This is a genomic window from Nocardia sp. NPDC056952 (assembly GCF_042674185.1).
GTDB lineage: Bacteria > Actinomycetota > Actinomycetes > Mycobacteriales > Mycobacteriaceae > Nocardia.
In genome coordinates, this window is sequence record NZ_JBHURA010000011.1 from 14,730 (window position 1) to 39,233 (window position 24,504).

Annotated in this window: 24 protein-coding genes and 1 riboswitch; of the genes, 15 read left to right on the plus strand and 9 right to left on the minus strand. The window is 67.4% G+C overall.

The genetic code is table 11. The features are described 5' to 3' along the window. Nucleotides 1–118 precede the first annotated feature (118 nt). Entirely contained in the window at nucleotides 119–1,159 is a 1,041-nt protein-coding gene (locus ACFTS5_RS28495; protein WP_378636883.1) for a glycosyltransferase, read from the plus strand. Beyond that, on the plus strand, nucleotides 1,156–2,292 hold the full coding sequence (gene rffA, locus ACFTS5_RS28500; RefSeq protein WP_358070653.1) for a dTDP-4-amino-4,6-dideoxygalactose transaminase: 1,137 nt from the start codon (nucleotides 1,156–1,158) through the stop codon (nucleotides 2,290–2,292). Before ACFTS5_RS28495 ends, rffA begins: the two co-directional genes overlap by 4 nt. A 57-nt stretch (nucleotides 2,293–2,349) precedes the next feature. On the opposite strand, the gene ACFTS5_RS28505 is transcribed toward rffA, so the two are convergent. Then, the gene (locus ACFTS5_RS28505) at nucleotides 2,350–5,307 is read right to left on the minus strand and encodes an AMP-binding protein (protein WP_378636887.1); all 2,958 of its coding nucleotides are present in this window, start codon (nucleotides 5,305–5,307) and stop codon (nucleotides 2,350–2,352) included. A gap of 559 nt (nucleotides 5,308–5,866) precedes the next feature. Between ACFTS5_RS28505 and ACFTS5_RS28510 the strand changes: the two genes are divergently transcribed. The 5 genes from ACFTS5_RS28510 (at nucleotide 5,867) to ACFTS5_RS28530 (ending at nucleotide 10,533) form a co-directional block, all read left to right on the plus strand. Next, nucleotides 5,867–7,273 (plus strand): family 2B encapsulin nanocompartment shell protein, encoded by a 1,407-nt coding sequence (locus ACFTS5_RS28510; protein ID WP_378636890.1) that lies wholly within the window; start codon nucleotides 5,867–5,869, stop codon nucleotides 7,271–7,273. Between the two features lie 12 nt (nucleotides 7,274–7,285). Beyond that, nucleotides 7,286–8,563: a family 2 encapsulin nanocompartment cargo protein terpene cyclase gene (locus ACFTS5_RS28515; RefSeq protein ID WP_378636893.1), complete on the plus strand. Its 1,278-nt coding sequence runs from the start codon at nucleotides 7,286–7,288 to the stop codon at nucleotides 8,561–8,563. Beyond that, nucleotides 8,560–9,432: a geranyl diphosphate 2-C-methyltransferase gene (locus ACFTS5_RS28520; RefSeq protein ID WP_378636896.1), complete on the plus strand. Its 873-nt coding sequence runs from the start codon at nucleotides 8,560–8,562 to the stop codon at nucleotides 9,430–9,432. The genes ACFTS5_RS28515 and ACFTS5_RS28520 overlap by 4 nt, the downstream gene beginning before the upstream one ends. Beyond that, a complete protein-coding gene (idi, locus tag ACFTS5_RS28525; RefSeq protein ID WP_378636899.1) occupies nucleotides 9,429–9,989 on the plus strand; it encodes an isopentenyl-diphosphate Delta-isomerase in 561 nt (186 codons plus the stop codon). The genes ACFTS5_RS28520 and idi overlap by 4 nt, the downstream gene beginning before the upstream one ends. A gap of 172 nt (nucleotides 9,990–10,161) precedes the next feature. Continuing rightward, nucleotides 10,162–10,533, plus strand: a complete 372-nt coding sequence (locus tag ACFTS5_RS28530; protein WP_378636902.1) for a hypothetical protein — start codon at nucleotides 10,162–10,164, stop codon at nucleotides 10,531–10,533. Nucleotides 10,534–10,540: 7 nt separating this feature from the next. Here ACFTS5_RS28530 and ACFTS5_RS28535 read toward each other — a convergent pair whose 3' ends face one another. The 3 genes from ACFTS5_RS28535 to ACFTS5_RS28545 all read right to left on the minus strand — a co-directional run bounded on the left by ACFTS5_RS28535 (nucleotide 10,541) and on the right by ACFTS5_RS28545 (nucleotide 13,563). Beyond that, nucleotides 10,541–11,269, minus strand: coding sequence for an aspartate/glutamate racemase family protein (locus ACFTS5_RS28535; protein WP_378636904.1), 729 nt, complete (start codon nucleotides 11,267–11,269; stop codon nucleotides 10,541–10,543). After that, nucleotides 11,269–12,756: an NCS1 family nucleobase:cation symporter-1 gene (locus ACFTS5_RS28540; RefSeq protein ID WP_378636907.1), complete on the minus strand. Its 1,488-nt coding sequence runs from the start codon at nucleotides 12,754–12,756 to the stop codon at nucleotides 11,269–11,271. The genes ACFTS5_RS28535 and ACFTS5_RS28540 overlap by 1 nt, the downstream gene beginning before the upstream one ends. An 84-nt stretch (nucleotides 12,757–12,840) precedes the next feature. Next, nucleotides 12,841–13,563, minus strand: a complete 723-nt coding sequence (locus tag ACFTS5_RS28545) for a GntR family transcriptional regulator (protein ID WP_378636910.1) — start codon at nucleotides 13,561–13,563, stop codon at nucleotides 12,841–12,843. A 106-nt stretch (nucleotides 13,564–13,669) separates the two neighbouring features. Here ACFTS5_RS28545 and ACFTS5_RS28550 point away from each other — a divergent pair, with 106 nt between their 5' ends. Continuing rightward, complete coding sequence (locus ACFTS5_RS28550) at nucleotides 13,670–14,848, plus strand: serine hydrolase domain-containing protein (RefSeq protein ID WP_378636913.1); 1,179 nt, start codon at nucleotides 13,670–13,672, stop codon at nucleotides 14,846–14,848. Between the two features lie 80 nt (nucleotides 14,849–14,928). Beyond that, nucleotides 14,929–16,152 (plus strand): threonine ammonia-lyase, encoded by a 1,224-nt coding sequence (gene ilvA / locus ACFTS5_RS28555; protein WP_378637338.1) that lies wholly within the window; start codon nucleotides 14,929–14,931, stop codon nucleotides 16,150–16,152. A 50-nt stretch (nucleotides 16,153–16,202) separates the two neighbouring features. Here the strand turns inward: ilvA and ACFTS5_RS28560 are convergent, their stop codons facing one another. From ACFTS5_RS28560 to ACFTS5_RS28570, 3 genes are all read right to left on the minus strand, one after another. Further along, on the minus strand, nucleotides 16,203–16,517 hold the full coding sequence (locus ACFTS5_RS28560; protein WP_358114922.1) for a multidrug efflux SMR transporter: 315 nt from the start codon (nucleotides 16,515–16,517) through the stop codon (nucleotides 16,203–16,205). Nucleotides 16,518–16,527: 10 nt separating this feature from the next. Continuing rightward, nucleotides 16,528–16,592, minus strand: a riboswitch (guanidine-III (ykkC-III) riboswitch). 65 nt (nucleotides 16,593–16,657) lie between these two features. After that, complete coding sequence (gene argH / locus ACFTS5_RS28565; RefSeq protein ID WP_378636916.1) at nucleotides 16,658–18,076, minus strand: argininosuccinate lyase; 1,419 nt, start codon at nucleotides 18,074–18,076, stop codon at nucleotides 16,658–16,660. Between the two features lie 231 nt (nucleotides 18,077–18,307). After that, nucleotides 18,308–19,510: an argininosuccinate synthase gene (locus ACFTS5_RS28570; protein WP_056824327.1), complete on the minus strand. Its 1,203-nt coding sequence runs from the start codon at nucleotides 19,508–19,510 to the stop codon at nucleotides 18,308–18,310. A 226-nt stretch (nucleotides 19,511–19,736) separates the two neighbouring features. Here ACFTS5_RS28570 and ACFTS5_RS28575 point away from each other — a divergent pair, with 226 nt between their 5' ends. From ACFTS5_RS28575 to ACFTS5_RS28595, 5 genes are all read left to right on the plus strand, one after another. Continuing rightward, complete coding sequence (locus ACFTS5_RS28575; protein WP_378636920.1) at nucleotides 19,737–19,877, plus strand: hypothetical protein; 141 nt, start codon at nucleotides 19,737–19,739, stop codon at nucleotides 19,875–19,877. A 31-nt stretch (nucleotides 19,878–19,908) separates the two neighbouring features. Beyond that, nucleotides 19,909–20,040 carry a hypothetical protein gene (locus ACFTS5_RS28580; protein ID WP_281258043.1) on the plus strand — a complete coding sequence of 44 codons (132 nt, stop codon included), beginning with the start codon at nucleotides 19,909–19,911 and terminating at the stop codon, nucleotides 20,038–20,040. Between the two features lie 62 nt (nucleotides 20,041–20,102). Beyond that, on the plus strand, nucleotides 20,103–20,258 hold the full coding sequence (locus ACFTS5_RS28585; RefSeq protein ID WP_378636924.1) for a hypothetical protein: 156 nt from the start codon (nucleotides 20,103–20,105) through the stop codon (nucleotides 20,256–20,258). A 73-nt stretch (nucleotides 20,259–20,331) separates the two neighbouring features. Next, nucleotides 20,332–21,153: an aldose 1-epimerase gene (locus tag ACFTS5_RS28590; RefSeq protein WP_378636927.1), complete on the plus strand. Its 822-nt coding sequence runs from the start codon at nucleotides 20,332–20,334 to the stop codon at nucleotides 21,151–21,153. A 30-nt stretch (nucleotides 21,154–21,183) separates the two neighbouring features. After that, on the plus strand, nucleotides 21,184–22,005 hold the full coding sequence (locus tag ACFTS5_RS28595; RefSeq protein ID WP_378636930.1) for a DUF4184 family protein: 822 nt from the start codon (nucleotides 21,184–21,186) through the stop codon (nucleotides 22,003–22,005). Here the strand turns inward: ACFTS5_RS28595 and ACFTS5_RS28600 are convergent. Further along, on the minus strand, nucleotides 21,889–23,304 hold the full coding sequence (locus ACFTS5_RS28600) for an MFS transporter (protein WP_378636933.1): 1,416 nt from the start codon (nucleotides 23,302–23,304) through the stop codon (nucleotides 21,889–21,891). The two genes, ACFTS5_RS28595 and ACFTS5_RS28600, sit on opposite strands and share 117 nt — an antisense overlap. Nucleotides 23,305–23,430: 126 nt before the next feature. Between ACFTS5_RS28600 and ACFTS5_RS28605 the strand changes: the two genes are divergently transcribed. Next, nucleotides 23,431–23,994, plus strand: a complete 564-nt coding sequence (locus tag ACFTS5_RS28605; protein WP_378636935.1) for a TetR/AcrR family transcriptional regulator — start codon at nucleotides 23,431–23,433, stop codon at nucleotides 23,992–23,994. On the opposite strand, the gene ACFTS5_RS28610 is transcribed toward ACFTS5_RS28605, so the two are convergent. Beyond that, a complete protein-coding gene (locus ACFTS5_RS28610) occupies nucleotides 23,991–24,494 on the minus strand; it encodes an arginine repressor (protein ID WP_378636937.1) in 504 nt (167 codons plus the stop codon). The genes ACFTS5_RS28605 and ACFTS5_RS28610 overlap by 4 nt on opposite strands. Nucleotides 24,495–24,504 lie beyond the last annotated feature (10 nt).

Below are 24,504 nucleotides of genomic sequence, written 5' to 3' on the forward strand. Positions count from 1 at the left end.
TTGGCACATACCCCCCCAAACCCCTATTGGGCCGGCGACGCCTATCCCGCCCCCAACTTTCTCCCGCCCCCCCTCTGGGGGGCGCTCGGGCCCGCCCCCCCGCAACGGGTCGAGCCCGGTGCATTCGGTGTCGGTGGTCGTTCCGGTGTATCGGGGCGAGGACACGATCGCGGCACTGGTCGCCGAGCTGGACCGGCTGACGGGCCCGAGTACGACTGCGGCGGGCGCCCGGTTCGCGGTCGAGGAAATCATCCTCGTGCACGACAACGGCCCCGACCGCTCCGATGTCGTCCTGCAGGAATTGGAAGGCTCCTTCCCGCAGGTGCGCGCGGTGTGGTTGAGCCGCAACTTCGGTCAGGACGCGGCGACGATCGCCGGGATGGCGGCGGCACAGGGCGACTGGATCGTCACGATGGACGAGGACGGTCAGCACGACCCCGCGTTCATCGCGGACTTCCTCGACGCGGCGCTGGCCTCGCGCGCGGACCTGGTCTATTCGAAACCGTCCAATACCCGCCCGCACGGTTTCCTGCGCAATCTCACCTCACGCGGCGCCAAGATCGTGCTCGCGACGGTGTTCGCGTTCCCGGATTCGACGCGCTTCGAGAGCTTCCGGCTGATCCGCGGCGACATCGGCCGTCAGCTCGCCGAGGTCGCGGCCAACGGGGTGTACCTGGACGTGGCGCTCACCTGGGTCGTCGGCAATACGGTCTCGGTGCCGGTGGTGCTGCGCGCCGAAGGGCGCGAGGAGTCCGGGTACAACTATCGCCGCCTGTTCTCACTGTTCTGGAAGATGGTGCTGTGCAGCGGCACTCGTGGCCTGCGGCTGGTGAGCATGCTCGGGGTCACTCTCGCGCTGGCCGGGGTGATCATGGCCGCGGTGGTGATCGTGCAGGCGCTGACGCAGGACAACCACGATCCCGAGGGCTGGGCGTCGATCATCGTCGTGATGCTGCTGTGCTCGGGCGCGATGCTGTTCTCGCTCGGCCTGATCGCCGAGTATCTCGGTGTCGCACTGCACATCCTGGTCGGCAAGCCGCTCTACCTCACCGTGCAGACCCCGACACCGCGCCCGGATACGATGCATGCGCCGGCCGTGAACCATCGAGTCGACGCCGCGGTACCGGCAGCCGCGACGGAGAAGGGCCAGCGCGCGTGAGCGACCGCATCATCTTCAGCAGGCCGTTCCGGGCTGCCGCTGAACGCCCCAATCTGATGACCGTGCTCGATTCCGATCACAGTCACGGCGACGGTCAGTTCACCAAGTCGGCGACGGCGAAGATCAAAGCCATCACCGGCGCCGATCACGCGCTGCTCACCACCTCCTGCACGCACGCGCTCGAATTGGGCGCGCTGCTGCTGGAGCTGGGTCCCGACGACGAGGTGATCGTCCCCAGTTTCGCGTTCACCTCCGCGGCCACCTCGATGGCCCTGCGCGGTTCCACCTGCGTGTTCGTCGACATCGATGAGTCCACCGGCAATATCGACCCCGCCGCCGCGGCCGCCGCGATCACCGACCGCACCAAGGCCATCGTGGTGATGCACTACGGCGGTGTCGCCGCCGACATGGAGCCGCTGCTGGAACTCGCGGCTCAGCACGGTGTGGCGATCATCGAGGACAACGCACACGGTCTCGGTGGCACCTGGCGTGGTCGGCAGCTCGGCACGATCGGCACCCTCGGCACACAGAGTTTCCACGACACCAAGAACGTGCACTGCGGTGAGGGCGGCGCGCTGCTGCTGTCGGACGAGATCCTGATGGGCCGCGCCGAGATCATGCGGGAGAAGGGCACCGACCGCGCTCGCTTCCTGCGCGGCCAGGTCGACAAGTACTCCTGGCAGGACATCGGTTCCAGCTACCTGCCCAGCGAGCTCAATGCCGCCGTGCTCGACGCCCAGCTGGCCGAATTCGACACCATCCAGGCCAACCGTCACCGCGTGTGGGACACCTACGCGGCCGCGCTGCCCGACTGGGCGGCACGCAACGACGTGCGCCCGATGACGGTGCCCGCCGACGCGGGGCACACCGCGCACCTGTTCTACCTGCGCATGCCCAGCGAGGACAGCCGCGACGGCATCATCGCCCACCTGGCCGAACGCGGCATCGTCGCGCCGTTCCACTACATTCCGCTGGATTCGAGCCCCGCGGGCCTCAAGTACGGCCGTACCCCGGTGCCGTGCACCCGCTCGGCGAACTTCTCGGCGACGATCGTGCGCCTGCCGCTGTGGCCGTTGCTCAGCGAGGCGCAGCTCGGTCGTGTCGTCGACGCGGTCACCGAATACCAGGTGTAGCCGCAAAATCGAACAAAGGCCGCCCGGTTTCTGCCGGGCGGCCTTCGCGTTGTGCGGTCAGCTTCCGCCGAACAGCGTCGCCGCCGCGGCGTTGCTGAGCACCTCGTAAGCCTCGGTCTCCCGGTTGTAGATCCAGGTACCCGGTCCGGCCTTGGGCAGACCCGCGGCCTGGATCGCCGAGGCCGAGGGGCGGAAGCTGGAACTGCGCGGGATCTCGTCGACGACGTAGACCAGGTCAGGGCGCTGGCCGGGCTCCAGCCCGCGCATCGCCTCGGTGACGTCGCCCGGTTCGATCCGGAACCCGTCACGCACGCTCAGGGCGGCCGCGGCGATCACCCCTGCCGCGGTCTTCAGCCCGAACGCGACCTCCATGTCGACCGGGGTGATGTCGTTGAGCACGTCCACGATCGGCTGGGTGAACACGGGGCCGCGCACGGCACGGATCACGGTGTCGCGCCGGTCGACCAACCAGTAGTCACCGTCGCTGTCACGCCGGAACAGGTTCTCCGTCGGCCACCAGGCGTCACCGGCGCGGAACACACCGCGCAGCCCACCGTCGGAGATGTCGCCACCGTCTACGGCCTTGCCGAGCAGCAGCCCGGGTTCGTTGTCGGCGCAGCGGCGGGCGAACCCGTCGTCGCCGACGAGGATCTGCTCGCTGACCGGGTCGTAGGCGACCAATTCGACCCGCGCGGTGCCCGGAACCGGCCTGCCCTTCGATCCGATCTTGGCGCCGGTGACATTCGCCAGCACCACGTCGCCGTCGATCGAGGCGTAGAACTCGAGCACCCTGGCCGGGGCGAACTGTTCGATGGTGCGCCGCCACAGACCCGCGGGCATACCGGAACCGATGAACAGCCGGATCGGATGGTTGTGGCCTGCGGGGAAGACCTGGGAGTCGAGCAGGTCGCGCAGCATCGTCCAGGTGTAGGTGACGACGGTGACGCCGTAGCGGTGCACCTCTTCGGCGAACCGGCCCGGATCCATGTCCATCGGCCGAGCCAGCGCGATGCGGCTGCCGCCGGCGATCGCCCCGCCGAGGCTCACCAGCAGCCCGGACGAATGGTGCAGTGGCGCAAGGCAGTAGACCGTGTCACGACGGTCGAGGTCGGCCGCGCTCGCGGTGCCGAACGCCGACAGGGCCCAGCGGTGGTTGGTGATGTACTTCGCCTCGAGGCGCTCGCCGGAGCCGAGGACGAGCACGAACGCGAGTTCGCGCGCCAGGCCCGGGTTCGGCCGGTACCAGGCGGGCACCCGGACCTTCGCCGGGTCGATCTGTTCGAGGTCGATCACCCGATCGCTGGTCGGCACCGCGAGCGCGCGGCTGTCGCCACCGCCGAGTACCAGCACCCTGGCGGCCGTCGCGGCGGCGGTGCGCAGGTTCTCCGGATCGGCGATCAGCGTCTGCACGCCGGTCAGCTCGATGGCCCGGTCGAGTTCGGCGCCCGGCGCCAGCAGCACCGCGACGGCGCCGATGCGGGAGAGCGCCGCGACCGAGGCCAGGGCGCTCGGGCGCGTCTCCATCATGATGCCGACGCGCATGGCGGGGCGGATGCCGACCGAGATCAGGCCGCGCACGACATTGTCGACGCGCTCCTCGACGGCGGCATTGGTGTGCACCCGGTCGTCGAAGAGGACCAGGTCCTTCTGCGGCGCGCGGCTCGCGTGCTCACTGAGCAGTTTGCCGAGCGAGATGCGGGTGTGCGGCTGGATCATCCCGAGCCTGGTCAGCCGGGGCAGTGCCCGCGCCGCCTCCCCCGCCATTTCCAGCGATCCGCGAATCGTGTTGCCCGCGATGCCTTCCAGTGCCTTGCCGACACCCGCGCCCGCCTCGGCCAGGCCGGCGGCGGTGTGCACCATCCGGGTGGCGGCGGTGCGCGGCGCGTTGCTCGCGACGTGTTCCTGCATGGGCACGATCTGCTCGGGCAGGGTGCCGTTGCCGTCCATCCAGGCGATCCAGTCGCGCACCATCGGCCAGGTGTGGTTGGTGGCCGTCGAGCCGGCGACGAGCCCGAAATGGCCTGCCACCAAACTCGCTTCGTACACCTCGGCATTGGGGGCGGCCCGCACGATGCCACGCACCGCGGCGGGCTGACCGATGTCGTCCACCTCGCCGACGAAGGCCAGGATCGGGCACTTGAGCTCAGCGAGCGATACCGGGTGGTCGCGAATCACGAATCCGCCGAGCATCATCCGGTTGTGGGCGACGAACTGCTTGAGCAGATCGGCCACCGCCGGACCCGAATACCCCACCCAGCCATCGCTGTTGAGGAAGCGGCGCTGACGTTCCTTGGGCAGCAACGCTTCCCGATCGTGCAATTGCAGCAGGAAGTCGATCCGCGACTTGGCGGTCTTCACCGGGTCGAGCATCTGGAAGCCGATGCGTACCATCGATTCGGTGATCGGCAGCCGGTGCATCACGTGGTCGGCGAGGAAGTCGGCGACTTCGGAAACCAGACCGTAGGGCAGACCGAACGGCATCCCGTTGACGATGTCGACAGGGCTGCCGAAGGTGACGATGGAGGCCACGCCCTTGCCGTAGCGATAGGCGGTGGTCTGGTAGGCGAACATGCCGCCCTGGGAGTACCCCATCAAATGCAGCTGCGCGCCGGTGGCATCACAGACGGTGTCGATCGCGGAGTTCACCGCGAGCACGTGGTCGGCCAGGTCGCGTTCCCAGCCGCCCTCCTCGGTCGCCGGTGAGCCGAAATCGATGACCCAGCAGTCGATTCCGCTCTCGTGCAGGATGCCGACCGCGCCGCCTGCCGCGTTCACGTCCCAGATGTCGGCGTTCACCATCAACGGCGGCACCAGCAGCGCCACCGGACGCCCCGGCGTCGTATCGTCGGGGAAGTAATGTCGCAGCCGGTACATGCGCCGACGCTCGACGACCTCGAAGGGCGAGGACTCGACATCGTGTGACAACCCGCCGAAGCGGATCACCTCCAGCCCGTTCTGCGCGGTAGCCAGCAACCGCTGCACCGAACCGACCACACCTTTTGGACTGATATCCACCGTTCCCACCTGGCCCTACCTGCTCAAAGTGACACACCTCACACACCCCGATGTGCTCATATGAGCTTGCCACATCGGACCTCCATTATGTGTCGGCTGTGACAGGCCGCATGTTCCGGCGATTCGAATCACATGCCCCGCTCAACGGCCGATAACACTGAGGTCACAACTCTCGTACGGTTCGCTGTCACGCCGAGATCGCCCGGGAACCGACAGTGCGGGGCAGAGGTGGCGGCCCAGCATCGGCGCCGAGAACACAGCGCGGGCTACCCCCGGACACGCACCTGTCCGCAATCGCCTCCCGCACAACGGTTCTCCCGGTCATCACCATGTTTTCCCGAATATCCGGCGCGCGGCCTCCGCAACCACCTACCATCGTTATCGTCCGGAACGCACTGACACGCATCAGATTTCGTGTAACACCGTTTCACACGCCCGGTTATCCGCGCAGGACCATTCGCTTCGCACCATCAACCACACCCCAGCCTGTCGCGCATTGTCGCGCCACACAGGTCGATCGGCCGTGCCGATTTTCCGTCCCGAGGTGAGGACATATCCCATGACCATCGAAATGCCGTTGCCCACAGACAATTCCGTGCGCAAGAGCCTGAGTACCACGGCCGCGCACAAGCTGACACATACCACCAAATCCGAACCGCAGATGCAGGGCATCAGCTCGCGCTGGCTCTCACGCGCCCTGCCATGGGTGCAGGTCGCGGGCGGTATCTATCGGGTCAACCGCAGGCTCACTCACACCGTCGGCAACGGCGAAGTGGAATTCGTCGTCGACGGATCCCGGGCCAGGGTGATTCCACAGGAACTCCGTGAGCTTCCGCCGCTGCGCAATATCGACGACGACGAACTCCTGCGCCCGCTCGCGGACAAATTCGTGCAATACGACCTCGATCCGGGATCGGTCGTCGCCGAATTCGGCAATCCGATGGATCAGGTGATCCTCGTCGTGCACGGAAAACTCGCCCGGCTCGGCTCCGGTCAATACGGCGAGTCGACCAAACTCGGCCTGCTGTCCGGCGGCGACTATTACGGCGAGGAAATGCTCACCGATCCTTCGGCGATCTGGCCGGACACGGTGAAGACGGTGACCAGAACCACCATCCTCTGCCTGCCGAGACAACAATTCGAGCAATTCCTCGAACTGAACCCGGAGCTGGATCAGATCCGCACCGAAGCGGCCCAGCGGTCGAGCCGGCTCCAGAACTCCAAGGGTGAAGCCGATATCGAGATCGCCTCCGGTCACTCCGGCGAGCCGCTGCTCGAGGGCACTTTCGTCGACTACGACGCCAGCCCCCGCGAATACGAACTCAGCCTGGCGCAGAGCGTGCTGCGGGTGCACACCCGCGTCGCCGACCTGTTCAACGATCCGATGAACCAGGTCGACCAGCAGCTGCGGCTCACCGTCGAAGCGCTCTACGAGCGACGCGAGCACGACCTGGTGAACAATGCCGAGTTCGGCCTGCTGCACAACTGCGACCTCAAACAGCGCATCACCACCGAATCCGGCGCGCCGACCCCCGACGACATGGACGAGCTGCTCAGCATGCGGCGCGGCACCAAATTCTTTCTCGCACATCCGAAAGCGATCGCCGCGTTCGGTCGCGAGTGTTCGCGCCGCGGTCTGTATCCCGATCCCGTGGAGTACCAGGGGCACCGGGTGCCCGCCTGGCGCGGCGTGCCCCTGCTGCCGTGCGGCAAGATCCCGGTCAGCGACACTCAGACCACATCGATCATGGCGATGCGCATCGGTGAGAAGGATCAGGGCGTCGTGGGGCTGCATCAGACCGGCATTCCCGACGAGTACGAGCCGAGCCTCAACGTCCGGTTCAAGCAGATCGACGACCAGTCGATCATGTCGTACCTGGTGAGCTGCTATTACTCCGCGGCCGTCCTCGTTCCCGATGCGCTCGGCGTGCTGGACGACGTGCTCGTCGCGCGTCGCGCCGACTGATCGGCGCGGACCGTGTCCATCCTCACCAGGGTCGGCGCTCCCATCGCGGCAGGCGAGCTGGCTGTCGCGGTGGCGGCCCTGTTGCACGGCGCCGCCGCCCCGGCCGACCTGTTCTCCGGCACCGCGACGCTCCCCCGACGCGCACACAGTGCGCCCACCGGCTCCGTCACGCCACGTCGTCTTCGCGGTCCGACCGGGATAGGCACTTCAGGCCTGCGATTGTTCCCGGCACAGAATTCTCCTGCCGCTCCCGCTGCGGAGACGACGAATTCCACTGGGCAACAGCCGATTCCCGCTCTCTACTGCCCACCTCCCGAGCGTGACGACCCGGCGCTGGCCGACGCCGTCAACGCGGGGCTGCTCGCCTGGGCCGCCGAGATCGGCCTCTACGAAGGCCGTCTGGACGAGCTCGCCAAGGCCGACTTCGGCCGGTTGATCATGCTCGCCCATCCCGATTGCGACGATCCCGACCGGCTGCTGGCCGCCGCACGCTGCGCGGTGGCGGAATGGTCGGTCGACGACTACTACTGCGAGGAGGACGCCCCTGGCGACACCGCACCCGACGGCACACCGTCCAGCGCCGCCGCCGAACTCGGGCCACGGCTCGAATTGGCCGCCGCCGCGATGGATCCGGCCCATCTACCCACGCGGTACGCGCCCAGGCTCGAACAGGCCATGCAGGCCGACCCGATCCTGCGCGCGTTCCGCACCTCGTTCGCGCACCTGGCGGGGTACGCGAGCCCGGCGCAGCTGGCCCGGTTACGCACCGAGATCGCGGGGTGGTTCATCGCGCTCGGCGCGGAGGCGGGCTGGCGCACCGCGGACCGGATGCCGCCGGTCTGGGAGTACCTGACCAACCGGCAGCCGCACAGTTTCCTGCCGTGTATGGCACCGATCGACGCGGTCGGCGGCTACGAACTCACCGCCGCCGACTACGCCGATCCGGCGGTGCGGCGGGTGACCACCACCGCCGCGCTGGCCGCCCAGATGGTGAACGACCTGTATTCGATGGCGCGCGAGGACCTTTCGGGCGGCAGGGAGTTCAACCTGCCGACGGTCCTGGCCGCCGAGGAGGGCTGCAGCCGGGCCGACGCCGTGCTGCGCACCGCCCAGATCCACGACGAACTGATGCATCGCTTCGAACGGGAGGCGGCCCCCCTCGCCGCCTCGGGCTCACCCCAGCTGCGCCGCTTCCTGGCCGGGCTGTGGGCCTGGATGGGCGGCAACCGCGCCTGGCACGCCGGCAGTCGCCGCTACCACGACATCGCACCAGGAGAGGACGACAGATGACCATCGTCAACACCCCCGACCGCTCGGTCCTGCGCACCACCTATCAGCGTTCGGTCGCCGCGTACTGGAACAACAATCCCAACGACGACCGGGTCAATACCGAACTGGGCAAGGTCGACGGCCTCTACCACCACCACTACGGCATCGGCGAACCCGATTGGTCGGTACTCGAAGGCCCGGAGAAGACCCGGCAGGAACGGATCGTGCGCGAACTACACCGCCTCGAGACGGCCCAGGCCGACTATCTGCTCGACAACCTCGGCGCCATCACCCCCGACGACCGGCTGATCGACGGCGGCTCGGGCCGCGGCGGCACCAGTTTCATGGCCGCCGATCGCTTCGGCTGCCACGTCGACGGCGTCAGCATCTCCGAGTACCAGGTCGGCTTCGCCAACGATCAGGCCGAGGCGCGCGGTGTGACCGAGCGGGTCGGGTTCCACTTCCGCAATATGCTCGACACCGGCTTCGTCGACGAGTCGGCTCGGGCCATCTGGACCAACGAAACCACCATGTACGTCGACCTTTTCGATCTCTTCGACGAATTCGCCCGCGTGCTCGAACCGGGTGGGCGCTACGTGTGCATCACCGGCTGCTCCAACGATGTCACCGGCGGCCGGTCCGCCTCGGTCAGCTGGATCGACGCGCACTACGGCTGCATGATCCACCCGCGCAGCGAGTACTTCCGCGCACTGTCCGACAGCGGCCTCGTCCCCACCACGGTCGTCGACCTCACGCCCGACACCATCCCGTACTGGGAGTTGCGCACCCATTCCGAGCTCGCCACCGGCGTCGAACAGCCGTTCCTCACCGCCTATCGCGAGGGCAGCTTCCAATACCTGATGATCGTCGCCGATAAGGTGGCCAGGTGACCGAGAAGCTCGCCGACCCGTCGACCGACCGCGAAACCATGCTCGTCGAGCTGGTCGACGAATCAGGCGCGGCGATCGGAGCGTGCTCGGTGGCCGATGCCCATCGGCCACCGGGCACGCTCCACCGCGCCTTCTCCGTGCTGCTGTTCGACTCGCACGGACACGTCCTGCTCCAGCAGCGCGCGGCGGTGAAGACCCGGTTCCCGCTCCAGTGGGCGAACACCTGCTGCGGGCATCCGCTGCCGGGTCAGAGCGTTGTCGAGGCCGCAGCGATCCGGTTGCGCGAGGAGTTCGGGATGGCGGCCGAACTCACGAAGGTCGGCGTGTTCACCTACCTCGCCGGCGACGAGAAGACCGGCCGTGTCGAGCACGAGTACGACCATGTCCTGATCGGTGTGGTCGGCGAGGTGCCCCCGCGGCCGGACCCGGCCGAGATCGCCCGCTGGGCGTGGATCCCCCCGCAGGAAGTGCGTGCGGATCTGGCAGAGAACCCTGGCAAGTTCACGCCGTGGCTGTCCCAGGTGCTCGAGATCGCCGATCAGGCCCACCAGCGCTGACCTGGCTGTCCCTGCTTTCTTTTCTCGTCCCGGGGGCCTCCCGTGACGACAAATCAGATAGATGCGCATATCTATATTTGTAGATGGTTTCGAGTTCCTTGGGGAACTCACAGGCTCACCACAGTCCGTGAACAGGCCGCCCGGCGAAACTGGACATCGAACGGTCCGCACGATGGCGAGTGAGGTAGCGATGGTCGAGGTCGAGATCAACGACGACACGGTGACGGTCAATGTGCTCGGTGGGCATCGCCTGCTCGCTCTGCGCCAGCAGGTCGTGATCGACCGCGCCGCGATCACCGAGATCGCTACCGCCGAAGTGGACCTGCGGCCCCCGTGGGTCCGTGCCCCCGGCACCTTCATCCCCGGCGTGATCGCCGCGGGCGTCTACCGCGGCAAGGGCCGCAAAGAGTTCTGGGACACCACTTTCGGCGGCAGCGCCGTGCGGATCGACCTGGACGGGCCCGACTTCACCCGCCTGGTCGTCGACGTCGACGATCTCGCCGCGGTGCTGAACGCACTGGGCACCGAGACCGCGGGCGTCTGACCGGGCTTCACGAACCGAACGATTCCAGCAGTCCCGCGTACGTCTTCGGCGGCGGCGTCGCGAACTCGCCCCTACCCGACTTGCGCAGGCCCATCGTCAGCAGCGACTGCACGGTCAAGGTCGCCGCCGCGACGCCGTCGATCACCGGCACCCCGATCTCGTCACGGATGTGCGCGCACAGATCCGCCATTCCGGCACACCCGAGCACCACAGCATCGGACCCGTCCTGCGCGACGGCGACCCGGCACGCCTCGGTGACGATCTTGCGCGCGTCCGGATCGGTGTCGAGGGCGAGTACCGGGATCTCGCACGCGTGGATTCCCCGGCAGAACCGTTGCATGCCATAGTGTTCCGCGAGATCGGCCGCCCGCCCGATGGTGCGGCCGAGCGTCGTGACGACACTGAATCCGCGACCCAGATGACTCGCGGTGTGCATGGCCGCCTCGGCGATCCCGATCACCGGCCCCACCGCCAGTTCCCGTGCCGCGTCCAAGCCCGGATCTCCGAAGCAGGCGATGACGTACCCGTCCACCCCGTCGGCCTCGCCCTGCCGGATCGCGGCGAGCAGGCCCGGCACGCTCATCGCCTCGTCGTAGTGGCTCTCGATCGAGGCGGGCCCGATCTCGGAGGTGACCGCGTCGAGCAGCGTGCCCGGGCCCGCGACGGCCAGCGCACACTGCTCGATCGTGTCGGTCATCGCCCGCGTGGTGTTCGGGTTGACGACCCGGATGCGCATCAGACACCGACCTCCTCGGCAGCGGCCGTCCGCGCGGCGCCCGTCAGCAGGTAGTAGACGGCGAAGCCGATACCGCACCCGATGAACCAGCTGTATTGGGCGGCGGTGTGCATGCCGGGCAGGCTGTTGGCCAGCACCGGGAACACCGCCACCGCGGCGGCCACCGCGGTCGCGATGATCGCGGCCGGGTGATAGCCCTTCGCGTAGTAATACGTCCCCTGCTCCGACATCGTGAACAGATCGTCGACGACCACCTTCTGCTTGCGCACCAAGTAGTAATCGCAGATCAACACCCCGAACAGCGGTCCGATGAAGGCCCCGAGAACCTCGAGGGTGTAGTGGATGACGTCAGGATTGTTGTACAGATTCCAGGGCGTGATCAGCACCGAACCGACCGCCGCGATCATGCCACCCGCGCGCCAGCTGATCCGCTGCGGACTGACGTTCGAGAAATCGAAAGCCGGCGAGATGAAGTTCGCGACGATATTGATCCCGATGGTGGCGACGGTGAAGGTGAGTGCGCCGAGCACGATCGCGAAAGTGGAATCGATCTTGGCGACGGTGGCAACCGGATCGGTGATGAGCTCGCCGTACACCGGCAATGTCAGGGAGGCGGTGACCACCACCAGTACCGAGAAGACCAGGAAATTCACCGGAAGCCCGAGGAAGTTCCCCTTCTTCACCGCGGCGAAGCTCTTGCCGTATCGGGAGAAGTCACCGAAATTGAGCATCGGCCCCGAGAAATACGACACGACGAGGGCGATCGCGCCGAGCATCACCGGCACTGACGCCCAGCCGGTGTATTTCACATCGCCGAGTTTCAGGTCGATGGCACTCCAGCCCGCCTTCGCGATGAGGTAGCCGCACAGCAGGAACATGACGACGTAGACGGCGGGGCCGCAGAAGTCGATGAACCGGCGAATCGATTCCATGCCCCGCCAGAACACGCACGCCTGCACCACCCACAGCAGCAGGAAGCTGCCCCAGCCCAGGGCCGACAGTCCGAGGAACCCGTAGTCGGCGGTGACGGCGTAGGGCGCCAATCCCGGAAACAGTTTCACCAGAACGACATCCAGCGCCGCCGACGCGAGGAAAGTCTGAATGCCGTACCAGGCCACCGCGATCAGACCGCGGATGATCGCGGGAATATTCGCGCCGAGCACGCCGAATGCACTGCGGCAGATCACCGGATAGGGCACCCCGGTCATCTGACTCGGTTTCGCCACCAGATTACAGAAGAAGTACACGATGGTGATGCCGATGAGCAGTGCGGCGAGCACCTGCCAACTGGCCAGCCCGAGTGCGAAAAGGCTTCCCGCCGTGACATATCCGCCGACGCTGTGCACATCCGACATCCAGAACGCGAAGATGTTGTAAGTGCCCCAGCTCTGCTTGCGCAGGGGTGCCAGATCCTCGTTCGTCAGCCGCGGGTCGTAAATGGGCGGTTCGCCGGCGGGAACCGCCGAGGACGTAAGGGTGTCGGTCATGATCGTTCCCGTCCGAAAGGGTACATCTGCTGAACTGACGGTAAGTATCAGCAATTGCCCAGCGGTTTCCCGGGAATTTCGCGCCTATTGCACCGAAGATATATCTTCCGGCGCGAGCAGCCCGGTATCGGTCGGCAGGGTCGCGACCACGGTTTCCAGCCTGCGGTGGTGCTCCTCGGCGGCCACGAGCAGACGGTCGACATCGCGGGCGAGGAACGCGTCGAGCATGGCGATGTGGTCGATGTGCAGGCGCTCGCGGTCGAGTCGGTCGATGTGGACCATCGACTGCACCGGCTCGGTGACATTCCACGCGGCTTCGAGCATGTACAGCAGCCGGAACATCCGTGACGGCCGGGTCAGCGCCACGTGGAAGCTGCGGGACTGGCGCTGGTACGACTCGGGATCGTCGTCGAGGATGGCGCGTTCGAGCAGGTCGTTCACCGCGAGCAGGTGCGCGCGTTCGGCCTCGTCGGCGTGCAGCGCGGCCGCGGCGAGTGACGCCGTCTCCAAAGTGTCACGCACGATGTACATTTCGCGCAGTTCACGGGCGGTGAGCTGGGCCACCTGGTAGCCGCGCTGCTGACGGTGGGTGACCAGGCCCTCCCCGATCAGCGTCTTGAGCGCCTCACGGACCGGGATGTGACTCACCCCGAACAGCTCGGCGACTTCACGCAGCGGGATCACGGTGCACGGCGGTACGGCACCGTCGAGGATCACCCGGCGCAGTTCGCCCAGAATCACTTGCGGTCGGCCTGGCTCATCGACCACAAGCCTTGCGAGCAGCGCCGATCGTCGTCTCGGGGGCATGCGAACATGCTATGGACCACGTATTGCGTGCGGAGTGTTCGGTGTGACAGTTAGGAAACGTTCACCGTACCGACCGGTCCCTAGTGTGTGATGGCATGCTCGGAGGATGGGAGTTTCGACAGCGCAGTCGGTGGATCGCCGTTTCGTCCGCTTGGTCACCGTCTTCGACCATCTGTTCCGCAAGCCCTCACACGGCGGTGGCGCACTGTGCGTATATCTGCACGGCGAGCCCGTCGTCGATGTTTGGGCGGGCTACGCGAGTCCGGGCGTGCCATGGACGGCGGACTCGGTGGCGTTGGGCTTCTCCACCGGAAAAGGCGTGGCCTCCACCGTGATTCATCAGCTGGCCGATCGGGGACAGCTCGACTACGACAGCCCGGTCGCCGAGTACTGGCCGGAGTTCGCCGCGGCGGGCAAGGCCGGCATCACCGTGCGCGATGTACTCACCCACCGCGCCGGTCTGCACCGGCTGCGGGGTCTGCTGCCCGGGCCGATCGAGAGTTTCCTCGATGACGGTGCCGTCACCGCCGCGCTGGCCGCCGCCACTCCCGATCCGCGGCATCGGGTCACCAGCGGCTATCACGGAATCAGCTACGGGCACTTGGCCGCCGAGATCGTCGCGCGGGTAACCGGCCGCGAATTCGTCGATGTGGTGCGCACCGAACTGGCCGAACCTCTCGACGCCGAAGAACTCTGGTTCCGGGTGCCGCACGATCAGCGCCACCGCATCGCCACCACCTTCCCGCGCCTGCGCGCCGCGGGCATGGATTGGGATACCGGCTCCGATCTGCTCACCCGTACCCGTTTCGCCGCCGCCGCCGAGACCACCCCGCGCGGGTTCGCCGACCTGATCGTCGATGAACGCGTCCACGATTCGGTGATGCCCGGCGTGAACGGTGTCTTCTCCGCCCGCGCGCTCGCCCGCGTGTACGCCGCCCTGGCCAACGGCGGCGAACTCGACGGCACCCGCATCCTGTCCCCCGGTTCGATCCCCCGCTTCGCCGCGCGCCAGGTCTTCACCCCCGACTACGTCCTGGCATTCCGCATCCCCTGGGCCATGGGCTTCCACGGTGTCCCGATGAAACCCTCCAAGGCCGACCCGATCTCCGCCTTCGGCCACTTCGGCCTCGGCGGCTCCGGCGCCTTCGCCGATCCCGAAACCGGCCTCTCCCTCGCCTTCGTCACCAATCGTCTCGGCGGCAGACTCACCCCGCTCGGCGACGCCCGCCTCACCCGCCTCGGCACCATCGCCCACAACATCGCGAAGTCGTCGCAACTCCCCTGAGCCAGTCGCGGGTCGGTTGATCACTGCACAATATGGACGCAACACCTGGATACACGACTCGCGATGCCGAACCTGGCACCATGTGGCCGATGGAGACCGTGGGACTGGAGCGGATCGAGGAAGCCGCGCGACTGCTGGCGCCGGTGATTCGACGGACACCGATCGTGGGGTCGCGGGTGTTGTCGGAGCGGGCGGGGACGCAGGTGCTGCTCAAATGCGAGAACTTGCAGCGGACCGGGTCGTTCAAGCCACGCGGGGCCTATAACCGGATCGCCAATCTCCCGGCGGCGGATCGGGCGCGGGGCGTGGTGGCGGCCAGCGCCGGCAACCATGCGCAGGGTGTGGCGTGGGCGGCGAGCGAACTCGGGATCGCCTCGACGGTGTTCATGCCGGTCGGGGCCTCGTTGCCGAAGCTCGTCGCGACGCGCGCCTATGGTGCCGACGTGCATCTGGTGGGTGACACGATCGACGAATCCTTGGTCGCCGCACAGGACTTCGCCGACCGCACCGGCGCGACCCTGATCCATCCCTTCGACCATCCCGACATCGTCGCCGGTCAGGCGACAGTCGCGCTCGAGATTCTCGAGCAGGTTCCCGAGGTGGGCACGGTCGTCGTGCCCACCGGTGGTGGCGGGTTGCTCGCGGGTGTCGCCGTGGCGTTGCAGGCGTTGGCGCCGAATGTCCGGGTGATCGGCGTGCAAGCCGCCGAGGCGGCGGCGTGGCCGGATTCGCTGGCGGCGGGCAGGCCGGTCCGGGTGCCACGGATGTCGACGATGGCCGACGGTATCGCGGTCGGACTACCCGGCGCGGTGCCCTTCGCCCATGTCGCCGAGCTGGTGTCCGAGATCGTCACCGTCGACGAGGACGCCCTGTCCAGGGCCCTGTTGCTCTGCCTCGAACGGGCCAAACTCGTCGTCGAACCCGCGGGTGCGGCGGGCGTCGCCGCCTTGCTCACCTCCGCTCTCGAGGATCTGCCCGGCCCGGTGGTGACCATCCTGTCGGGCGGAAATATCGACCCGCTGTTACTCACGCGCGTGATCGGCCACGGTCTCAGCGCCGCGGGCCGCTACCTGGCCATGCACGTGACGATCGACGACCGGCCAGGAGCCCTGTCCGCGCTGCTCGCCGTGGTCGGGCGAGCGGGCGCGAGCGTGGTGGATGTCGTGCACTCGCGAACGGGGCCGTGGCTGGCCGTCGACGAGGTCGAGGTGTCGCTCACCGTGGAAACCCGCGGCTCCGCGCACCGCGACGACGTCCTGGACGCACTGCGTGACTCGGGTTTTCGTGTACACGCCGAGCTCTAGAAACCGTCCGCTCACCGAGTTCCCGCACCACGAGCCCGGAGATCACCGCGTCAGTGCGCCATTTTCAGCCCGACCACACCGGCAACGATCATCACCAGGAACACGGCCTTCACGACCGAGAAGGCTTCCGCGCCGGTGACCATGGCATAGACGACGGTCAGGACGGCACCGATGCCCACCCAGACCGCGTACGCGGTGCCGACGGGGAGATCGCGCATGGCCAGCGCCAGCCCGGTCATGCTGGCTGCCAGAGCTACGCCGAAAACCACGGTCGGGACGAGTCGGGTGAACCCTTCGGTTCGGCCCAGCGCGGTGGCCCACACTGCTTCGAGCACACCGGAGATGACGAGCAGAATCCATGACATGACGAGCCTCCTGTGGCCGTCTTGTCGCGTTCCGGGTACGGCTACCCTCGTCCGGGAGCCCCGTTCGGGCTCACTGCCAAGTTGTCACAGCGGCAACCTCTTGGCAAGCGGGTGGTGGGTGAAGTCACCACCTCCCCGCCTCAGCTCAACCAGGCGCGAGCGTCGTCCGCGGTCTTGCGGACCTCGTCGAGCTGTTCGGCCACGCGCACACCGGCGGTGCCACCCCGCGCGTTGCGCGAGGCGATCGAACCCTGGACCGTGAGCACCTCGCGCACACCGGCGGTGAGCGCGGGGTCCACGGCGGCGAACTCTTCGTCGGTCAGCTCGTCGAGACCGACACCGCGCGCCTCCGCGACGCGCACGCACGCACCGGCCGCCTCGTGGGCGACGCGGAACGGAACACCTCGGCGCACCATCCATTCCGCGATATCGGTGGCGAGGGTGAACCCGGCGGGTGCGAGTTCGGCCATCCGGTCGGTGTGAAAGGTCAAGGTGGCGACCAGGCCCGCGATGGCGGGCAGGAGCAGTTCGAGCTGCGCGACCGAGTCGAAGACCGGCTCTTTGTCTTCCTGCAGGTCCCGGTTGTACGCCAGCGGTTGGGCTTTCAGCGTGGCGAGCAGGCCGGTCAGGTTTCCGATCAGGCGGCCTGCCTTGCCACGGGTGAGCTCGGAGACATCGGGGTTCTTCTTCTGCGGCATGATCGACGAACCGGTGGACCAGGCGTCGGCCAGGGTCACGTAGCCGAATTCCGGTGTGCTCCAGATGATGACCTCTTCGGCCATCCGGCTCAGATCGACGCCGATCATGGCCAGCACGAAGGCGGCCTCGGCGGCGAAGTCACGCGAGGAGGTGGCGTCGATCGAATTGGCGGCGGAGGCGGTGAAATCCAGTTCGGCGGCGATCTGCTCGGGATCGAGGCCCAGCGAGGAACCGGCCAGCGCGCCCGAACCGTACGGCGAGATGGCGGCGCGCTTGTCGAAATCGCGCAGGCGTTCCAGGTCGCGCAGCAGCGGATGCGCGTGGGCGAGCAGGTGATGCGAGAGCAGTACCGGCTGGGCGGCCTGGAGGTGGGTCTTGCCCGGCATCACGGCGTCGGGATGCGCGGCCGCCTGCGCGACCAGCGCGTCGACAACATCGAGCACACCGGCGGCGACGCGACGCACACCGTCGCGCAGCCACATCCGGAACAGGGTCGCCACCTGGTCGTTGCGCGAACGACCGGCCCGCAGCCGACCACCGAGCTCGGTGCCGACCCGCTCGATCAGCCCGCGCTCGAGCGCACCGTGCACATCCTCGTCGGAGTCGGCGGGGCCGTAGGCGCCCGAGGCGACGTCGGCCGCGAGCGCGTCGAGACCGGCCAGCATGGCGGGCAGATCCTCGTCGGCGAGCAGCCCGGCCTTGTGCAGCACGCGAGCATGCGCCTTGGACGCGCGAATGTCATAGGGAGCCAGCACCCAGTCGAAGTGGGTCGACTTGCTCAGCGCCGCCATCGCCTCGGCCGGACCGGAAGCGAATCGCCCACCCCAGAGGGCACCTTCGTTGGTTCCACTATGGGTCATCGTGTGCCCTCTCCTGGGTATAGGCGGTCGCGCTCACAGTCGCACATCGGCTGCCAGCGCACGAAGGGCAACCGAATCGAGCCTACGGTTGCCAACTGATCTAGCGAGAACATGGGTAACTCATCGGGCACGCCCAGAACAGGTGTACACCTCAGGTGAGCCCGGAACCGACGCCAACCGCCCCCTACGACCGGCAGAAGTCGCGGGGAGGCGGGAAGGCGGCGGGCGAGCTTACTTCTGGTTCAGGTCGCGGCGCGCGGCAACCTTCGAGGACAGGCCGTGGATCTGGACGAAGCCCTTGGCCAGCGACTGGTCGAAGGTGTCGCCCTCGTCGTAGGTGGCCAGGTTGAAGTCGTAGAGCGACTGCTCGGAGCGACGGCCGTTGACCACCGCGGACCCACCGTGCAGCACCATCCGGATCTCGCCGGTGACGGTCTGCTGGGTGTCGGAGATGAAGGCGTCGAGTGCGCGCTTGAGCGGGGAATACCACAGGCCGTCGTAGGCCAGCTCGCCCCAGCGCTGCTCGACCTGGCGCTTGTAGCGGGCCAGCTCACGCTCGACGGTGACGGCTTCGAGGGCCTGGTGCGCGGTGATCAGCGCGATGGCGCCCGGCGCCTCGTAGATCTCGCGGCTCTTGATGCCGACGAGGCGGTCCTCGACCATGTCGAGACGGCCCACGCCCTGACGGCCCGCGCGGGTGTTCATCTCCTCGATGGCCTGCAGCACGGAGACCGGGCGGCCGTCGATGGCGACCGGCACACCCTTCTCGAAGGTGATGATGACCTCGTCGGGCGCTTCGAAGTTCACCGTCGGATCAGCGGTGTAGTCGTAGACGTCCTTGGTGGGCGCGTTCCACAGGTCCTCGAGGAACCCGGTCTCGACCGCGCGGCCCCACACGTTCTGGTCGATGGAGAACGGCGACTTCTTGGTGACGTTGATCGGCAGGCTGTTCTGCTCGGCGAAGGCGATGGCCTTCTCCCGGGTCCAGGCGTAGTCGCGGACCGGGGCGATGACCTCGAGGTCGGGCGCGAGCGCGCCGATGCCGACCTCGAAGCGGACCTGGTCGTTGCCCTTGCCGGTGCAGCCGTGCGAGACGGTGGTGGCGTTGTGGAACTTCGCGGCCTCGACCAGGTGCTTGACGATCAGCGGGCGGCTGATGGCCGAGACGAGCGGGTACTGGCCCATGTACATGGCGTTGGCCTGGATGGTGGGCAGGCAGTACTCGTCGGCGAACTCGTCGCGCGCGTCGACCACGATGGCCTCCACGGCGCCGCAGTCCAGTGCGCGCTGTCGGATCGCGCTCATGTCCTCGCCGCCCTGGCCCAGGTCGATGGCCACGGCCACCACCTCGGAACCGGTCTCCTTCGCGATCCAGCTGATGGCGACGGAGGTGTCAAGCCCACCGGAGTAGGCGAGTACGACGCGATCGGACATGTCTGTTGTGCTCCTCGAAGTCTGGTACGTAAGGCCTGCCGTGAGCAGTATGGATGCTCCGGCCGCCGGTTCGGCTCACGCCGTTGCTACAAATGATTATGCATGATGATGCAATCTCATTCATAACCGGGGGTACGGCGATACCGTAAGCCCCCTTGGCGAGCAGTCTCGGCTGTGAGACGCTGGTCACAGCAGATAGCCGCGGGTCGGGACCAAAGGAGCCATCATGCAGTCGCTACGTGATTTCGCCGAGGCCAACTACGACCTCATCGGCACCGTGGTCATCGGACTCGGGAACCTCGGCTTGACGGTGGCCAAGACCGTCATCGAGCTCGGTACCCCGCTGCTCCAGGGGTTCTTCGCCTGACCCCATCGACCTCGAATCCAGGGAGCACAACATGGACGAAGTCCTGCAGTTCCTCTCCGACAATTACAACGCCATCGCTGGTCTCGGGCTGTATGTCTTGCAAACAGGATTCGAGATCACCGCTCCGCTGACGCTGCTGATCCTCAATTTCCTCAACTCCTGACACCTCGCGTATGGCACGCTGGGAGAGCACTATTCGGCTCGCCACACGTGAGGACGAACAAGATGCTCCATTACATCGCGCAGGAATTCTCCACCCTCGGCAACGGTGTTCTCGATGTCGGCAGGGCCGTCGTCGACCTGGTTCAGGACATCATCGACATCGCCACGCCGAACAACCGCGGCGGCGGCGCGGGCGGCGGCCAGTACCCGTTCAACTGACGCTCCCCCGTCTCACGGGGATTCCGGCGCGGGTTACCGCCGATCACCGACCCACGCCGCTAGTCTGCGAGCCATGACCGACGATGTGCGGCTCGACGCAGGTTCCGCGGGTCTCACGATCGCCCCCGGCGACGGCGGCGCGATCCACAGCCTCACCGTCGACGGCACCGAGCTGCTCCGGCAAGACCCGGGGGCCGGGTGTTTCGTCATGGCGCCGTGGGCCGGTCGGCTCGGCAACGGCGAGCTGCGCGTCGGCGATCGCACCTATCAGCTGCCGATCAACAATCCACCGCACAGCATCCACGGCACCGCGCGCGACGGACGCTGGGACGTGGTGGCCGCGTCGCCGACCGAGGCGACGATCAGCCATCGCCTCGGTGACCCGTGGCCGTTCGCGGGCACCGTCACTCAGACTTTCACCCTGACCGACACCGGCCTCGCCCTGGCGATGCGCATCACCACCGACCACGATGCGTTCCCCGCCCAAGGCGGCTGGCATCCATGGTTCCTGCGCGAAGTCCCGCCGGCGACCGGCCCGGTGCGACTCGATTTCGACCCGGTCTGGCAGTACGAACGCGGCGACGACTACCTGCCCACCGGCCGAGAGATCGCGCCGGCACCGCCGCCGTGGGACGACTGCTTCGGCATGCCCGACGGCGTTCTGGCCCGCCTCACCTGGCCCGGATTCCTGGAGTTCACCATCACCAGCCCGGTCCACGACGTGGTCGTCTGGACCCTGCCGGAGCGATCCCTGTCGGTGGAGGCCCAGTCCGGCCCACCCAACGGCCTCAACACCGAACCACGGATGGTCACACCGGATTCACCACTCGATGTCCACGTGGACTGGACATGGCAACGCCTGTCGCGGAACCGAACGACTCCGCGGCCCGAGTAGCCCAGCACCACAGCCGATTACGGTGATTGCGTGCCGATCACGTTCGCCCATCCCGTTGCGGTGCTGCCCTTCGCTCGATATCTCCCCCTTCCCGCACTCGTCGCGGGATCCATCGCTCCCGACGTCGTCTACTACCTGCCCGGTCCCATGTCCGGCACCACAACCCACTCGGTTGTCGGCGTTCTGTGCTGGGACCTGCTGATCGGCCTGGTACTACTCGTCGCTTTCCGGCTTTCCGCCGGCCCGGCCTCGGCGCTTCTCCGCCTGGCGCCCTCCTCGTCCCCTGATCACAGATCAGCGGGGCTCGCGGCGGTTTCGACGGTCACCGCCCTCGTGCTCGGTGCCGCGACACACGTGGTCTGGGATTCTTTCACTCAGACAACAGGTTTCGTGGTCCAGCACTCGGCTCTGTTGCGGACGTCGATCATCGAGCCGCACAAGACCTACAACGTCCTCGGCTATCTCTCCTCGCTCGCCGGAACAGCGGTCCTCACCTACCTTGTGGTGCGCCGCACCTGGCGCGAGGTTCGCGCACCCACGTGGACGCACCGGGCCGTCGTCGCCGTGCTGCTCGCCGCGCCGGTCATCGGTGCGGCACTCGCCGTCGACGACCCGGTCACCCGAGCCAGCACCTACGACCTGATCCGACACACGATCGTCGGTGCGGCTCGGGCGACGGTTGTCGCCTGGGCCGGCTACGCCGTGCTCTGGCACCTCGGCACAGGTCGCGTGCGCTCACCGCGGCGAGCGGACGCTGCGGAAGGTGAGGGCGACCAGGAAGGTCAGGGCGGCGATGACGGCGGCTGCCGCGAAGGCGGCGGTCATACCGCCGACCAGGGCATGGGTGGGTGAACCGCCCGCGTCGCGCGCGGCGGTGCCGAAGATCGTCACCAGAACGGCCAAGCCCAGCGCGCCACCGGTCTGCTGCATGGTCTGGAGAGCGCCGCCCGCAGCGCCCGCCTCGTCGGGCGAGACGGTGGACATGATGATCACGTTCAGCGGAGAGAACGCGAGCCCGATGCCGCAGCCCATCGCGACCATCGCCACGAACAGCAGGGGGAAGTAGCCGGAATCCTCCGAAAGCCTGGTCAGCAGCACGAGTCCGGTGACCATGGCGACGGCGCCGGTCAAGGTCACCGGCTTGGGTCCGAAACGCGCCAACAGCCGCGGGATCAGGCGGATCATCGCGAACATCAGCACCGCGGTCGGCAGGAACGCGAAACCTGTTGCCAGCGAACTCATCCCCAGCACATCTTGCAGATACTGGGTGAGGAAGAAGAACATCGACATGCCCGCCATCGGGCCGAGGAACATGTTCAGATACGCGGCGGCGCGATTGCGGTCGGCGAACAGGTGCAGTGGCAGAAGTGGTTGCGACGCACGCAGTTCGATGGCGATGAACGCCGCCAACAGCGCGACTCCGACCGCGAGCCAGATATCGGTGCCCGCCGCGGCCCACCCGTGCGAGGCGGCGCTGATGAAGCCGTAGACGAGGGCGGCCACGCCCGCGGTCGCGGTCACCGCACCGGGCAGGTCGAGCCGGGCGGCGCGCCGGGGCAGATCGGGCAGGCAGCGCAGCGCGAGCACGGCGATGACCAGGCCGAACGGCACATTGATGAACAGCACCGAGCGCCAGCCGAACCATTCGGTCAGCAGCCCGCCGACGACCAGGCCGATCGCGAAACCGGCGCTCGACATGCCGGAGAACAGGGCCAGTACCCGAATCCGCGCCTTGGGCTCGGTGAACGTAGTAGTCAGCAGCGCAAGGGTATTGGGACCGGCCATCGCGCCGCCGATGCCCTGGAGCACACGGGCCGCGAGCAACCACCCAGCAGAGGGCGCCAGCCCACCGGCCAGCGAGGCGAGGGTGAACAGCAGTGCGCCCGCGAGGAACATCCGGCGCCTGCCGAACAGGTCGCCGGCGCGACCGCCGAGCAGCAGCAGGCCACCGAAGACCAGCGTGTAGGAGTTCATCACCCAGGACAGGCCGGTAGCACTGAACTCGAGGTCGGCTCTGATGTGCGGCAGTGCCACATTCATCACGGTGATGTCGAGGATGATCATGAGCTGACAGGTCAGCAAAGTGACCAGGACGAGCCGTGGCCGAACACGGTCCACCTGGGATTCTTCCGAGAAAGTGGTGGTAGTCAAGAACGCTCCATCAACAAGGAACTCAAACGGAGAGAGTCTCCGTTTATGACAGAGTTAGCATAGGGAGAAAGTCTCCGGTTCCGCAAGACTAAACGGAGACTTCATCCGTTTCCAGTGGAGGATCTCGTGGACGCACCGTCGCGGCCGATGCGCGCCGACGCACGCCGCAATTACGAGCGCATCGTCGACTGCGCCCGCGACGCGTTCGCCGAGCACGGCACCGACGCACCCCTCGATGACATCGCACGGCGCGCAGGGGTCGGCCCGGGGACGCTGTATCGCCACTTCCCGAATCGCACCACGCTCATGGAGGCGGTGTACCGCTCCAACATCGAGACCCTCGCCGCACGGGCCGACGAATTACGCCGAACCCACGCCCCCCTCGACGCGTTCGACGCCTGGTTCGGCGAACTGGTCACCTACATCCTCGAAAAGCACGGCCTGGCAACCACTCTCAAAGCGGCCATCGACCGCACCTCGGAGACCTTCACCGCCTGCTCCACCCTGCTGGCCGAAGCCGCGGGCAGCGTGCTGATTCCGGTGCAGGAGGCAGGCCTCATCCGCCCCGAAGTGAGCCCCCGCGACATCCTGCGCCTGGGCCACGGCATCGGCGCGGGCTGCCAAGCCGCGGCCGACTCCGCACCACTGCTCACCGACGTGGCGCTCGCGGGCCTGCGCGTCCAGCGTTAGGCCAGGCCTTCGATCTTCGCCGCCAGTTCGGCGCCGGTGAGTGGTTCGCGGGCGATGACGGCGATGGTGTCGTCGCCGGCGATGGTGCCGACGATGTAGGGCAGGGCGGCGCGGTCGAGGGCGCTGGCCAGGAAGTGGGCGGCGCCGGGCGGGGTGCGCAGGACGGCCAGATTGCCGCTGGCGTCGGTGGAGACGAGCAGGTCACCGAGGAGTTTGGACAGACGGCCGGTACCGCCGGTGACCCCACGCACGGGGCTACCGTCCTCGGGGACGATGTAGACGCCCGCGCCGCCGTCGGCCGCGCGCAGTTTCACCGCGCCGAGTTCGTCGAGGTCGCGCGACAGGGTGGCCTGGGTGGTCTCGATCCCCTCGGCCGACAGCAGCGCGGCGAGTTCGGTCTGGCTGCGGACCGAATGCGAGGTCAGCAGTTCGATGATCCGTGACTGGCGGCCGGCGCGGGTGCGAGCGATCGCGGGCGAGCCCTTTTCAGGCGCGCTCATCGCCCAGCCC